Genomic DNA, 13,682 nt, shown 5'->3' with positions numbered 1-13,682 from the left:
CACGGAACGGTCTGCGTTGTCGGGAAGATGCGTGATCTGATCCTTCAACTCAGCAAAAGTTCGATTTATTCAACAAATCCAGACTTAAGCGATAATTGGGATTTCAATGGCAAGGAAAAGGGTTCAGGAAAAATGTAATGAAAGTGAGCAAAATGGAACAATCTAGAATGTTCATTACTAGTATCATAATTCTTTTGGAGAGGTATATTAAACAACCTATAAGTATCATTAACTTAATTGATAAAACAGGATACTCTAGATGGTATGTTCAGCGTAGGTTTTGCTCTTTGACAGGTATGTCGATGAAGTCTTACATCCGATCGAGGAAAATGACAGAGGCTGCTAAAGTACTCTTATCTACCGACAGAAAAGTCTTAGATATTGCAGTTGAGTATGGTTATCCTGAGCAACAATCTTTCTGTAGAGTATTTAAGAACCATTATGGTGTTTCTCCTACCACATTTCGTAAAGCGAACACACCTCGTGACGAGCTTTGGATGTCAGCTGAAAAATTGCTTGTTAAGTTCAAATCTAGTGATAAATCAATCTCGTAAATTATGACTTTTAATTTCAATGGTAAAAATAGATGATTACTAATCCTTTATCCCGAAAAGAATACTCAATTTGGATGTCAGCAACGGTAGCTTTTAGCTTTACATGGATAAATTTTTTAGTTCTCTATAAAAACGATCATTTATTCTTGCAGTCAGTTACGATTTCCGTTATCAACAATTCTTCGTTCTTTGATATGCTTATTTCATACTTCAGGGTTCTCCTTTATCTCCCTTGCGGTTTCTTGCTGATCATATTAAAACTGCTATTTTGTGCCCAACGACTCTGTGACACACGGTTATTTTCACTTGCTTGGCCGATTTCTCTGGTGATCTTCTTTTTCTTTTGGTTTGTTAATATCACTTTTCCCGGTCATCTCAATCTAGTATTGATCATCAAATCTTGCGTATTAACTTTGATCGGAATAATTCCATCAAGGCAACAAGAAGTTGAATAAATATACTGGGTTAGATAAGGGATCTATTTATAAATAATATAAGAAAGCTTGATGAATAAAAATTGGCTAATCCGATTAGCAGCACAACATTGGCAAGCCCGGAAGTTGCAATAAACATTTTTCACATAGAAACACAAAAATAATTTAATTACATCATAGGGGCAAACAACATACTAAAATCAAAGTCAGAGTATATTTGTGCGCCGACCAAAGCGACAAGAGCTATGAAAATTAGAATCTTGGTGATTTGCATTAAAAGATTACCCGCTTTAATTTTAGGGGCTTGTTTAACTACTCGTATTTTGTTTTTAAAAGCCATTGCAAGATCTCTTTGCTTTATACTCAGTGAAAACAAGTTCAACACAAAAATCATTAAACCACTTCCATCAGTAACACCAATGAAATTACATGATGCAAGATAAAGACAGAATCTTTTCCTACCATGCTCTATTATACCCCCCCTCCATTTTAGTTCCACTTAATTTTTAGGTTTCCATTTTTTCAGCCATCTGTTGGGACTCGGCAGCATCAGGCTATTTAGACATTAATGGGCCCTTTCTCTGATGGATTCCTTCGTTCAGCACCCTATGATTTTCTGTGCTTCATTCAAAGTTCTGAACTGATAAAAATCCAAAGTTTCTGCCCGATATCCCTGTAAAACATTCGATAGAAATATTCCATGTCAACTTTACAGACTTGATAAACTCCAGAATAACCCCATGATCTTCAGTCCATTGTGCCAGTGGCAGTGGGTTTAGAATCGGACTGTTAACGATCAGGATCTTCACCAGATATCCGCGATTTTCCTCAACTCTGCCCAGCATGCTAATCACTTGTTGTGCGCCGATACTCTGGTCAATTTCAATTACCAGTGCTTCGCAATTAAAGTCATCTACTACGCTGAAGGTCCGAAAGTGTCTATCGCACATCAGCGTATCGTGGCCAACTCTGATTAAGAGCTTCCTGCGTAGCCATCGAAAAAAGGGCAAAAATCATTATTTTCAACAAAACTATCTAAATAGCCCTGAGAAATTAAAGAGTTAGGGTGGGGATGAGCTGAACCAAAAGATACGATGTAATAATAATTAAAAATTTAAGTTTAGTAGTCTCAAAACGTGAAGCGGTTTAGAATTTTGCGTATCGCCTTGTTTTGAATATGTTCGACTCAACTGGATTTATACCTATTTTTTCATCAACATTGACTCTCCTTTTTAGACCGGCTCCCGCGGGCCGTATCCAACGGCCCGCGGGAGTTGACGTCTAATACACTTCTGCATCAGGAAGAAAAACAGCTGATTGATGCTGCGATGTGCCATATCAGTCTCCCAGCCGATAACCAAAGCCACGAATACTTTCAGGGACATTTAGCAGACCCGCTTGCCAAAATTTCTTTCTGAGCTTGCTGATATGGCTATCTACGGTACGCTCATTGGCGTCATTTTCCGGCAAACAGTGCTCAAGCAATTCTTGTCGGGTAAAAACCCGCTTGGGGTAGCGAATAAGATGTGTCAATATCTTGAATTCGGTTGATGTTAATTTGTCGCCGATATCTTCACCGGAGATTTTTATTTTAACCTGATGATTTTCGATGTTAATGTAAATATTCTTGGTTGAGTAAACTGAGGTGTTTTTGTCGGCGCTGTGAAACTGTATTCTACGCAAGATAACATTCACCCTGGCGCTCACCTCTGCTGGATTAAATGGTTTGACAATATAGTCATCAGCACCGTTGCGGAGTGCATGAATTTTGTCAACATCTGTATCTAGTGCTGTTAGCATCATGATGGGGGTGTCGTGTGTCTTGCGAATTTCATTAAGTACCTGCCAGCCATCCATTAGCGGCATTTTGATATCCAGAATCACTAACTGTGGTGCTGAAGCCCGAAACAGCGCGACCGCTTGCTGACCGTTGCATGCAGTCACGACTTCGAAGCCCTCATTATTGAGATAGGCAGTAAGGATCTCACGAATGTCTTTCTCATCCTCTGCAAGAAGTACTTTAATGGTTTTCATTTAATCTCCACATTATGTATGAATACCATGTTTCTACACACAGTCTACACATCATCTCCACATGAAGTCAGTATAAACGTTTTATAATTAACTTCAGTATCATAAGCAATTAAATTTTATCGCAATGGCTTAGTAAAAATGAAAACTAGTTTCATTTATGAAAAGTCCAGTTACTTGAAATGTGACTCAGGTTCGGAGACAGCGGGGATGAGTGAGGCATTGGTGGTTGGAGATAAACAATGTGGTGGATAAAAAATGGTCTTGTTAGCTAATAGCAAGATGAATGTTACGTGACATGAGCGAAGCACAGTAAGAGTGTGGAAAAATTGTGAACAAATAGGGGGGGGGCCGAGAGCCTGATGCAGCATGGTGTTTTCTAAAGGATAAACAGTGGTGACGATACACTGTAGGGATGAATGTTGGAAACAGAGGGGCTTCGGATCGCAGAGTTAATCCGCCAGCAAATTCATTGACTGAACAAGTTTTCCTGATTGTGCGAGTTGCACTCAGCGTTAAAAAGATATGTGTTCTGGAGCTAAATTCAGTGACAACGAGTTATAATTAGCGATTAAGTGTGACTATATCATATGGCATACTAGTATCTAGTTCCGTATTGTATTAGCTGCTGAAATATATTTATCTGCAAACTTTCCTTGAGAGAGGGGATTAGATTCGCTTTATTCAAATAATAATATTTACTCCATTGATGAGATGATTGCTGGTTGAGGATAAAAACTTGATGCATTATTTTTTGTTAGATTTTTTCATTAGAGGGTTCTATGTGGTTTAGCAGATTTAGGCAAGCATTCCTAGCATTGCTACTACCTTGGCTATTTGTTTTTCTTATCCAGATGTTGGGGCGTGCTTATTTATTTTACACTAATAAAACACCAGGGCTATTGACGGATTTTTCTCATGATGTCATACGGATGTTCTGGATTGGAGGCCTGTTCGATGTCCGCGTTGCCTGTTTGATTTTTGTGCCTTTCTTATTAGTCGCCGCCAGTTTTTCAGTGGATAGGCGTGGTTTTATTATATGGCAACATTTTTGGCCCTGGATGGCTGCCGTGTTAAGCTTGATAGTCACAGCAATTACAGTTGGAAATGTTTTTTATTATGTAACTTATGGGCGTTTTATTGATGTTTTTGTGTTCGGGTTAGTTGATGATGATACCACTGCTGTATTAAAAACGGTTTGGAAAGAATACCCGGTTATATGGGTTTTACTTTTTCTTATATTGTTTTTTTCTATTGTGTTAAAAATTTACTGGCGCTGGCAGTATTATCTGAGTCATAAGAAAGGAGGCACGCTCAGGCTGTCGGTATCTATTATTAATACATTACTTGTCATTCTTGCTTGTGTTGTCGGCATGCGCGGTTCTGTCGGAACTTTTCCTTTGCGGCAGAGTGATGCTCAAGTTTCAGAAGTAAAAATGCTAAATATGCTCACTCCTAATGGAGTGATTGCTCTTAACTGGGCTTTCAATGCTTATGCTGAAAGCGGTAATTTTTCAGCAGCTACGGATGAAGAAGGTAGCAAGTTATTAAGTCAGTTTTTGGGGGGAAGTTCGGCACCTGGCCTTCGGTCTTTTATGACTCAGACTGATGCAAATCCATATGTGAAAAAAAATCCGCCAAATGTTGTACTGTCTGTAATGGAAAGTATGGGGTACCACCTGGCGAGTTTCGACAATCAAGAAAGAGATTTACTGGGGGCCTTAAGAAAGCACTGGTTGGCTGATTGGCGTTTCGACCGTTTCATTTCTGAAGGTGATGGTACGATTGATACTTTGAGTCGGCTTTTTATTCGTAGCCCGATGAGCAGTATCGGACAGACTAGCGCTCAAAATGTCAATTTTGCCAGTAATATGTTTAAACCCTTCTTAGCAAATGGCTATAAAATTATTTTTGTAACTTCAGGAAATGGTGCCTGGCATAATCTCAATCAGTTTCTTCCTCATTTAGGTGTCAGCGAATTTATAGAGCAGAATGGTCTAAAAAAACGCTACCCTGAGGCGGAAATCGGAACCTGGGGCGTCCCGGATGAATATATGTTTCGTTATATGACCGAGCGTTTGAAAGAGGCGGAAAAAAAAGGAGAGCATGTGTTTATCATGTCGATGTCAACAACACATCATCCTCCTTACAAAACGCCTAAAGGTCACGAAAAAAAGCATATTGATCTAACTGTTCAAGAAAAACTAAGATTAAGAAAATTAGCAGCTGATGAGGAGTTGAATGAGGTTATGAGCACCTTATACTATTCTAATGATCAATTAGGGCGGTTTATTAGCTGGGTTAAGTCTGAGACGTTAGGTTCGCATACTATTGTTGCAGTCACTGGTGATCATAATATACGGGGGATAGGTTATCCAGAGCCTCAAGAGTTAGCACTTGGCCATGCTGTGCCATTTTATATTTACGTTCCTCTGAACTACCAACATAGCAGCTATTTCGATGGTAATAGGGTTGGAAGCCATAAAGATATTCTACCGACGCTATATCAACTTAGTCTTTCGGATACATTATATTATCGCACGGGGTGCAACTTGTTGGCTCAGCATTTGGATGGTACTTGGTGTAATGGATATAATCCTGAAATCACGATTACAAATGAAGGTGCCTGCATTTTTACCGGAAAGCCTGAGTTTCGGCCTTGGAAAAATAAATCTGGACTGCTTCTTGCTAGCCCTGAGCGCATGGATTTAATCAAAGGGAAAGAATGCCATCGCTGGGAGGCATTTACAGGACTTTTGTGGTGGCAATTAAATCGTCAGGTTCACGGCGGTAAGTAGGGATGTTTTTTTGATTTTTGCATATTGCGAAACTGGTTGTTATTAACAATTTAAAATACGCTATGGCGGATGGAGTAGTGTGCCTTTTGACGTATTGCATCGCTCATGCTCTAGGTATTAGTTACTAGCCAAAGATGAGGTGTTACGGTATGGAAGGGGGCTTTTATCTGTGCGTTTGATAAATTTTTTACTGGTTGCTATATGTTTTTTGGTCTTCAAGATTACCGCTAAATGACGCTTTAATATTTTTCCGTTTTTCTAATGGAGTTGCATCTTAAGGTTAAAAAATTCAAGTTCCCCCCCAGTAATGGAGCAGGCCTCGCGATAAAGAGATGCTGCGTGTGATCTTTATTGTTAGCAGTGGGTTTTACTTTCTAGCTATAAAACCTTTTTATATTGCCGAGGCGACTGTTTTTTACAAGAAATTTATAGGTCGCCCGTAAAGGGCGTTTCTACAGGAGACCGTTAGCATCGTGAAATATCAAGTTTACCCATCGATAATGACGCAGTTTAGTTCTGCGCCAAAGTCTTACTCTTATCTGACTCTGTTAATTACTGCGGCTTTAATTATTTTGGTGGGTAATGCATCGGGTGATATTTATCCCCTGGTTACTGCCAGTGGCGCTTTTATTTTTTTTTGTGGGCTGGTTTATTTGATTTCTGCGAAAGCGATGTTTTCCGTGTCAGCTGGCAGCCTACTGGTTATCGTGCTGCAGTTTATTAATCAACTCAAGGTGCATTATTATAAAGATAAATTGATGTTCCCTGACTTCTACATGTTGGCAGACCTATCCAATGCGGATACGCTGCTTCATTACCCGGCCGCTGGACTGGCCCTAGTCGGGCTGGGTGCTTTTGTCATCTTCACTCTCATTGTTGGATGGCGTGCGGTACCGCGCCGGCATGGATTTACACCACAATTGATTGCTATTTCCATCTTGGTAGCCAGCGGTTGGTTGGTAAGCCAGTGTGTTATGCGTTATCAAAACGACTGGGTAGGTCGACTGCCGGGAGGAACTGGCGTTGTGTCTAATTTGGTTATGTCGAGTAGCCAGACGGACTATGATCCGCCGTACTTTTCTGATGATAGAGAAGGGGATTTCATCACTCGCGCGGCCGTCCTCCACAGAGAAACTAAAGCCGCTTCAAGTCTATATCCCGACATTGTGCTGCTGTTGCAAGAGTCAACCACTGATCCGCGATTGTATCAAGTGCCGACTCCAGCGTTGCTACCGCATTTATCCATGTTTGAACAAGGAAATGCTGTGAAAGCACAAACACTCTTGAGGGTGCAAACATTTGGAGGAGGGACCTGGCTATCGGAGTTTGCAGTTCTCACGGGACTGCGCAGTGATGATTTTGGTGCTAGGAAAAATGCGGTATTTTACTCGGTTATCGACCATGTGAATGATAGCCTTTTCAAACAGATGAAAGCCAATGGTTATTATACCGTGGTACTCACTCCATTCAATAAGTCAGCCTATAATGCCGGCCACGCCTATACTATGATGGGGGTCGATAAGATTATCCAGCCACAGGAGCTGGGTTATCCCGGTAGTCTGCAAGATAATTTGTGGCATATCACCACAGCAGACATACTGCATTACATCAAAAAAATCTTAGATATTCATACTGATAAGCCTATTTTTGTCTATGCACTTACCATGTATGAGCATGGTCCTTACGCTTCTGATCATAGGGATGACTATCAACTATCCTCGGTGGTAAAAAACAAAGATTCTGCATCTAAATTCAGTCACTATATGGAAAAAATAAAAAATTCTGACGTAGCGATGTCAGAATTTTTCCAGTTTGTCGACCAGCGCCAAAAGCCAACAATGTTTATGTATTTTGGTGACCATCAGCCGAGCATAGATTGGGCTAACGGCTATACGACATCGCTAACAGATGCCTCTCATCTTACGCAGTTTAGCCTGAGAGATAACACCAATATGCGAACAGTATCAGACCTGGGATCGGTGACTGATATAGCTTTTCTGGGAGGGATACTGCTGGAACAAGCTAACTTGAAGGTATCACCATTCTACCAGGCCAATATCGACATGCGTCATCTGTGTAAAGGAGCTTTGAACGATTGTGGGGATAAACCGCTTCTTAATAGCTATAGACACTATATTTATAACAGGTTACATGCTGCCTCTCGGAACTGAGGGCGTTAGTAGCTGAGTTATAGCGTCCTTGGATAGAAATAAATAATCCAGGGCGCTAAACGGGTTTTGGATTAAAAAAACAGCAGTGCAGGCATTTTTACGCGTAATAACTCGCCACTCCCCGTTATCTGAGAGTGTATCATGCTACGATTCATGGTTATGGCTATCAAAAATGGTCGATTCGATCTCCTAATCATCAAGCCTGTTTTCATCAGCACCGTTCGGTAAAGCCGTAATAGGCGCTTGTTTCAGGGGCAGCGGACAGGGGCGGCGTGCCAAGGACACATCCAAAAACCGCTTGCTGCTGGCCTCTTGCCACCCGTAGTATGGAGCGTTCACGTCGAGATAACTATAAGAAACACTCTATTTGTTCTGTCTGGAACACCCTACAGTTATAACTATTTACGTCATCGTCATACCGAAACACTGTGAGTAATATGAATAAAGAAACTGCTATAACACGCCCGCAATGGACAAAAAATGATACCATCTGGATGATGGGTGTTTATGGCGCAACCGTCGGTGCCGGAACGCTATTTCTACCGGTTGAGATTGGTACCCATGGGCCGATGGTGTTTATTTCGCTACTCCTTCTTGCTTTCCCGCTTTCGCTTGTTCCGCACGTGCTTATCTGCCGCGTTTTTATGCGCGACAAGCAGGGCCAAGACCAGACTGATCAAACCTTACCCCTGTTCGGCTCTTTCTTCGGTTCCAAAGGCCGTCAGGCGATGAAACTGTTTTTCTGCGTGGCCCATTATCCGGTGACTCTGGTCTATGCTGTTTCATTGGTAAATGCGCTGAGTCACTTTTTCAACGAGCGTCTGCACATCAACGGCATTAGTCGTGCTCCCCTGACGCTGGTTGTACTGGTGATTTTGCACCCTGTATTGAGCAAAGGTCGCGACAAAGTGGTAAGTACTATGAGCGCGTTGGCGTTGCCTTTTGCGATTGCTATTATTGTCGTCGCAACGTCACAAATTCCGGCCTGGGATATCCATAATATCACCTACGCGTGGCGACAGACGCATACCACTGACATCGCAAGCTCACTGAAATCTCTGTGGCTGACCCTGCCGCTCATCGCTTTCTCACTCTGTTCTGCCCCGCTAATTCCTGCACTTGCATCCTGGTATCGCGAGCCGGGGCACGGTGGTGAGACACAATCAGTTCGCGTTATCCGTCGAGCTTATTGGCTGATTTTCATCAGTATTATTTTCTTCGTGTTGAGTTGTATTTTAAGTACCCCTCGTTCAACTTTTGAGATCGCGAAGGCTCAAAATTTAAACGTACTGTCGGTGATTGGTGAGCAGGGCGGAATGAGTGCCATGCTGTATCTGGCGCCGCTGATTGCTATTCTGGGCATGACGAAGTCGTTTTTGGGGATCTCGATGCCGGTGGCAGAAACTTTTAACGTGCTCGCCAGTGATCTGTTCAACCTTAAGCGCAATAGTTAACTCCAAAGCGTGAAGCTACTGACAACGGTGGTGATGTTTATCGTCACTTCCATTGTGGTGTTCTTAAACCCGGACGTGATCAATATGATTGAAACCGTCTGCGGGCCATTAATTGCCATATTCCTGTTTGTTATTCCTACCTGGCTAGTGTTAATCCGCCCGGTGCTCAAACCGCTGCGCGGCCCAACCGCAGTGATAGTGCTGGGGTGCGGTTTATTGACAGTTTCCGCACTGCTTTACGGTATGTTTTAAATTCGGTGACACCGGCATAACCCGGTGTCACTACATGCTGCTCCACTTTACCACGGTACTCCGTACACCTGTCGGTCAGTATTATCAGCATCGGCAGTCCCTGAACCTCGTAGAACGGCAGTACACGATCATTGAGCTGGTCGGCGACAGTGATCGGTGTTTTACTCGTATACAGCTTGCAGTGTGCCACTCTCGAATACGTATCCACGAACGTCTGCTGGTAGAATGATCAACACCTTTCAGATTGCCCACGTAGAAGGTGTCCTGCGAGCCCAGATACACCGGATGTGCCGTCTCGCATTCGCCGCTGAGTTCGTCATCGTGCGCCTTCTTCTCCAGAGCTGCGATTTGAGCGCCGGTAAGCACGATGCTTTCTCAGGCAACCTTTTCCTCAAGCGCCTTCAACCGTTTACTGAAGTTCTCCAGGTCGTGCCGTTGCCAGATGGAGCGAACCCCGCTGTCGGAGATAAACACGCCTTTTTTACGCAGCTCATTACTGGTCCTGTGTTGCCCATGGGCCGGGATGCTCACCAGGCTACGGGGTGATGACAGGGCTCCGGGAACCTTCCTCGCTCGCTTTTTATTGCCACTTTGCTTTATCCTGATATGTATGTTCCTGATATCGTAAATTGAGTAATTACAATGAGTAACCTTAACAACTATCCGACAGATGTATTTCCTTCAGTTTTACGTAATGTCATTACGACGCTACATGAAGACACCCTTATCCCCATAGAAATGATTGGCAGTACGGTGCTGGCGGCATTATCACTGGCTTTGCAGCCTCTTGTTGAAGTGGCCTCTCCCTTCGGAAATAAAAAGCCAGAGCCCTGCTCTCTTTATTTTTTGATACTTGCAAAGTCTGGCGAGGGGAAAAGCCCTCTCCGCGAATTACTTATGGCTCCCTTCGAAGAGTTCGCTTCTGAGTTGCATGAGGAATATGAGACCCTACTTGATACCTACAAAAAAGATCATGCTATCTGGTCATCAAAAGAAAAAGCACTAAATCGTAATTATCAGAAAGCAGTAAAGAATGGCGGGGAAGGTGAAGTTGAAGAACTTCTTCTGCGCGAGCATCAGGCTGCTGAGCCGAAAAAACCCAGAGCATTTGAAATGTTTTATGAAGATGCAACCCCAGAAGGTATCATTCAGGGACTCAGTGAATACCCCTATGCAGGTGTGTTTGCAGATGAAGCTATTACTTTCTTTACCGGCCAGCTAAAAAACAATCTGGGGTTGCTCAACAAAATATGGAAAAACGAACCCCTTCAGGTCTCCCGAAAAAAAGAAGGTACTGTACGCATTAATGCCTACCTGACCTTTCTTCTAATGGTTCAGCCCGAAGTATTTGAAGAGTATCTGGAACGGCATGGAAAACGAGCTGTATCCAGCGGATTTCTTGCCCGTTTTTTATTTACAGAAACAGTAAGCACTATAGGTCAGAGAAGAATCAACCTGAACCAGGATAATTCAAGGCAAGCACTGGACAATCTATTCACTCATTTAAATAAATTTCTGATAGAGCAAAAGGAACATTTTTACGATACCAGCAAATCCCAAAAGACACTAACATTAACTGAGGATGCGAAAAAATTATTTGAAGGGAAAGTAAGTCAGCATCAATTAAATATAGCCCAAAACCAGTGCTGGGAGCACATCCCGGAATTCGTGTCTAAAGCAGGCAGTCAGGCAATACGCATAGCCGCTATTTTTGATTGTTATTCTGAAAGTGATATATCAGAACAATATTTAAAGAACGCATTTGCGATTACTGAATGGCACCTTAATCAGGCAGCTAAGTATTTTTATAAACTAAGTGCGCAATATCAACTTCAGCAAGATGTATACCAGTTGTTCGACTGGATAAAAAATCACTTTGTTAATCCGACAGGTGTAATGAAAGTCACTAATTTTCAAACAGGGCAAGTGACTGGTGTAAGAATTAATCCCTGGCAGCCGTTCTCAAAGAATGAACTGGAGACGCATGGTCCCGCCAGACTCAGAAGAATTGAACGTTTAACGCCTGCACTCAATCAACTCATTCAGCTCGGTCTGATTGTCACAATATGCTACCCACCACAACGTGCGATTTATATCGCGGCAGCACAACCAGATGCATATGGTAATCTTTATCCCCTCAAACCATTTTTCACTCCATTTAACATGGTAGACTACAGAAATAATGCCACTCCACCACTGAGTGGATACGATTCCAACAGACTGCAATGGCAATAATTGTTATCGAAATGTTTTACAAAACATTAGTGTCGTATGTGGAGTTCATCCGTCCGGTAGGATTCTGCTGATAGCCAGAAGTCAGCCGGGGAAAGAGGTGAGGGTTTTCATTACAGCCTGCTAAAGCTGCTAAAATTTTCTTTTTTAGCAGCTTTAGCAGGACTCTTAGGAAAACAATGCACATCATGCGTACAAAATTCACACAATGGTAAACCACGACGCATTACGTCAACGTTGGCTTCAGTGACTATTATACCACACCAGATTGCTATGAAATTGTTACAAGGAATCATGGGGAACCACTGATTAGTTAAGTGCTTTTTATCTACAGTATTGGACCGGTGATTATTTAACTCACTATCACCGCTGAGTTAACATGCTCCGTCATTTATTCTCGAAATTCAGTTTAGTTTATTCCAAAAAGCTGTAAACGAGAGACCTGCAAGGTGAACATAAAACATTCGCACAGGCTCTCATTATAAATACACAAGAATAATTAGGGCATGCCTATCTGTAATATTTAAACACTCCAGATAACAAACAGGGTTACATAAATATTTAAGATCCACAGGAGCGTTTATGGGGGAGGTATACGGCTCGCACATCAGGATGCATTATGCACGGGACTCGGTAATACGTTTCTGAACCCATTCCTCAACCTCACTCTTAAGCCAGCGCGAACTACGTCCCAGTTTAATCGGCTTTGGAAACAAACCTTCCTGAATCAACTTGTAAAACCATTTATCGCTGCACCCGGTAAATTCCATAATGAATGCCATATCAACCATTTTATCACTGAGCAGGCTGCGGGTTGTATCTGTCATGACTGTTTCTCTCTGTCTTAAGGGAATGAAAGACAGGAGTGCCAAGAATGATTGATTTATCGCTCACCTGGTACTCCGCCATAACATTTCTCTCGCCAGTAGAAAAATACTTATGATTTAATCAGTATTGACTGCAGCCAAAGTTACGCTGGCTGTCTGAATTATCTTTGCTGTAGTCCTTGGCCAGATAGTTAAGCCTGTCAGTGACATTTGATAACTGAGCCGTATAGTCATTGTGGTTTTTACTCAGGTGGTAGTAACAACTGGCAGGAAACTCTACCAGGGGATAATATTGCTGATGATTAACCGCAGTATTCAGTCCCAGAGCCCGTACCCAGGCCTCCATAATCATCAGGGCCAGATTGTGGGTATATTCTCCGTCCGTGCTGGTATAGCTGCCTGGATAAGCATACACTTCACGATTAAAGAGCAAGGCCACGTGATAATGCTTTTTACCGTATTCATTAAACTCCCTTGCCCAGATATGACGGACACGACAAGGGTGAATCCGTTTACCTGCTTGACATTTTTTCAGTAAGTCAGCTTCAATCTGGGCTTTGAGGGAAACAATAAAACGGGTGACTATACCTGAATCGTGCTTATATGAGCCTGTTTCAATCTCAGGCAAACGAAGATCTACTCTCAGGACCATTACACGGGGATAGTCATTCAGGGCTTTAGTGATAGTATCCTGAATACGCTTAACGTAGTTCTGGTTTAATGTGCCGTAGCTGTTGATATTAATGCTCATTATGAAAGTCCTTGTGTTAGTGAGTTTGTTCAATAGGATATATACAGTCAGTAATAAATTATTTTCTGTTCTGCAGAGTAATATCAGGAAGTGATTAAGTACGAATGTGTGTTACTGGTACCACGACAGGTATAGTTTTGTTGATTGATCATATTTATTGAATTGGTTTGTTATCTGG

General features: G+C 42.2%; 8 protein-coding genes and 3 pseudogenes. 5 read left to right on the top strand and 6 right to left on the bottom strand.

Annotated features, from left to right (window positions below; translation table 11 throughout):
- Positions 1 to 137 precede the first annotated feature (137 nt).
- Complete coding sequence (locus AC2FCQ_RS24355) at positions 138 to 554, top strand: helix-turn-helix transcriptional regulator (protein ID WP_050482927.1); 417 nt, start codon at positions 138 to 140, stop codon at positions 552 to 554.
- A gap of 603 nt (positions 555 to 1,157) precedes the next feature.
- Here the strand turns inward: AC2FCQ_RS24355 and AC2FCQ_RS24350 are convergent.
- The 3 genes and pseudogenes from AC2FCQ_RS24350 to AC2FCQ_RS24340 all read right to left on the bottom strand — a co-directional run bounded on the left by AC2FCQ_RS24350 (position 1,158) and on the right by AC2FCQ_RS24340 (position 3,022).
- Positions 1,158 to 1,382, bottom strand: coding sequence for a hypothetical protein (locus AC2FCQ_RS24350; RefSeq protein WP_004856888.1), 225 nt, complete (start codon positions 1,380 to 1,382; stop codon positions 1,158 to 1,160).
- A gap of 216 nt (positions 1,383 to 1,598) precedes the next feature.
- A pseudogene (locus AC2FCQ_RS24345) lies at positions 1,599 to 1,984 on the bottom strand (IS3 family transposase); the annotation flags it as partial.
- A gap of 342 nt (positions 1,985 to 2,326) precedes the next feature.
- A complete protein-coding gene (locus tag AC2FCQ_RS24340; RefSeq protein ID WP_004856883.1) occupies positions 2,327 to 3,022 on the bottom strand; it encodes a response regulator in 696 nt (231 codons plus the stop codon).
- 779 nt (positions 3,023 to 3,801) lie between these two features.
- On the opposite strand from AC2FCQ_RS24340, the gene AC2FCQ_RS24335 reads away from it, so the two are divergent.
- The 3 genes and pseudogenes from AC2FCQ_RS24335 (at position 3,802) to AC2FCQ_RS24325 (ending at position 9,694) form a co-directional block, all read left to right on the top strand.
- Positions 3,802 to 5,817, top strand: coding sequence for an LTA synthase family protein (locus AC2FCQ_RS24335; RefSeq protein ID WP_004856879.1), 2,016 nt, complete (start codon positions 3,802 to 3,804; stop codon positions 5,815 to 5,817).
- 500 nt (positions 5,818 to 6,317) lie between these two features.
- Positions 6,318 to 7,988: an LTA synthase family protein gene (locus AC2FCQ_RS24330; RefSeq protein WP_004856877.1), complete on the top strand. Its 1,671-nt coding sequence runs from the start codon at positions 6,318 to 6,320 to the stop codon at positions 7,986 to 7,988.
- A 437-nt stretch (positions 7,989 to 8,425) separates the two neighbouring features.
- Positions 8,426 to 9,694: pseudogene (locus AC2FCQ_RS24325) on the top strand (amino acid permease).
- A 34-nt stretch (positions 9,695 to 9,728) separates the two neighbouring features.
- On the opposite strand, the pseudogene AC2FCQ_RS24320 reads toward AC2FCQ_RS24325, so the two are convergent.
- Positions 9,729 to 10,225: pseudogene (locus tag AC2FCQ_RS24320) on the bottom strand (transposase family protein); the annotation flags it as partial.
- A 111-nt stretch (positions 10,226 to 10,336) separates the two neighbouring features.
- On the opposite strand from AC2FCQ_RS24320, the gene AC2FCQ_RS24315 reads away from it, so the two are divergent.
- The gene (locus tag AC2FCQ_RS24315) at positions 10,337 to 11,929 is read left to right on the top strand and encodes a YfjI family protein (protein ID WP_128350374.1); all 1,593 of its coding nucleotides are present in this window, start codon (positions 10,337 to 10,339) and stop codon (positions 11,927 to 11,929) included.
- 614 nt (positions 11,930 to 12,543) lie between these two features.
- Here AC2FCQ_RS24315 and AC2FCQ_RS24310 read toward each other — a convergent pair.
- Entirely contained in the window at positions 12,544 to 12,753 is a 210-nt protein-coding gene (locus tag AC2FCQ_RS24310) for a helix-turn-helix transcriptional regulator (protein WP_004856862.1), read from the bottom strand.
- A 121-nt stretch (positions 12,754 to 12,874) separates the two neighbouring features.
- Positions 12,875 to 13,504 (bottom strand): inovirus Gp2 family protein, encoded by a 630-nt coding sequence (locus tag AC2FCQ_RS24305; RefSeq protein ID WP_004856857.1) that lies wholly within the window; start codon positions 13,502 to 13,504, stop codon positions 12,875 to 12,877.
- Between the last annotated feature and the right edge of the window lie 178 nt (positions 13,505 to 13,682).

Source organism: Serratia sp. CoH_134_PS_4, from assembly GCF_058190535.1.
This window is presented reverse-complemented; position numbering and strand designations above follow the sequence as displayed.

Bases quoted from the DNA above. Each gene is read 5' to 3' on its own strand.
- AC2FCQ_RS24350 (WP_004856888.1), bottom strand. From the start codon at position 1,382: ATGATTTTTGTGTTGAACTTGTTTTCACTGAGTATAAAGCAAAGAGAT.
- AC2FCQ_RS24305 (WP_004856857.1), bottom strand. From the start codon at position 13,504: ATGAGCATTAATATCAACAGCTACGGCACATTAAACCAGAACTACGTT.
- AC2FCQ_RS24330 (WP_004856877.1), top strand. From the start codon at position 6,318: ATGACGCAGTTTAGTTCTGCGCCAAAGTCTTACTCTTATCTGACTCTG.
- AC2FCQ_RS24335 (WP_004856879.1), top strand. From the start codon at position 3,802: ATGTGGTTTAGCAGATTTAGGCAAGCATTCCTAGCATTGCTACTACCT.
- AC2FCQ_RS24310 (WP_004856862.1), bottom strand. From the start codon at position 12,753: ATGACAGATACAACCCGCAGCCTGCTCAGTGATAAAATGGTTGATATG.
- AC2FCQ_RS24355 (WP_050482927.1), top strand. From the start codon at position 138: ATGAAAGTGAGCAAAATGGAACAATCTAGAATGTTCATTACTAGTATC.
- AC2FCQ_RS24340 (WP_004856883.1), bottom strand. From the start codon at position 3,022: ATGAAAACCATTAAAGTACTTCTTGCAGAGGATGAGAAAGACATTCGT.
- AC2FCQ_RS24315 (WP_128350374.1), top strand. From the start codon at position 10,337: ATGAGTAACCTTAACAACTATCCGACAGATGTATTTCCTTCAGTTTTA.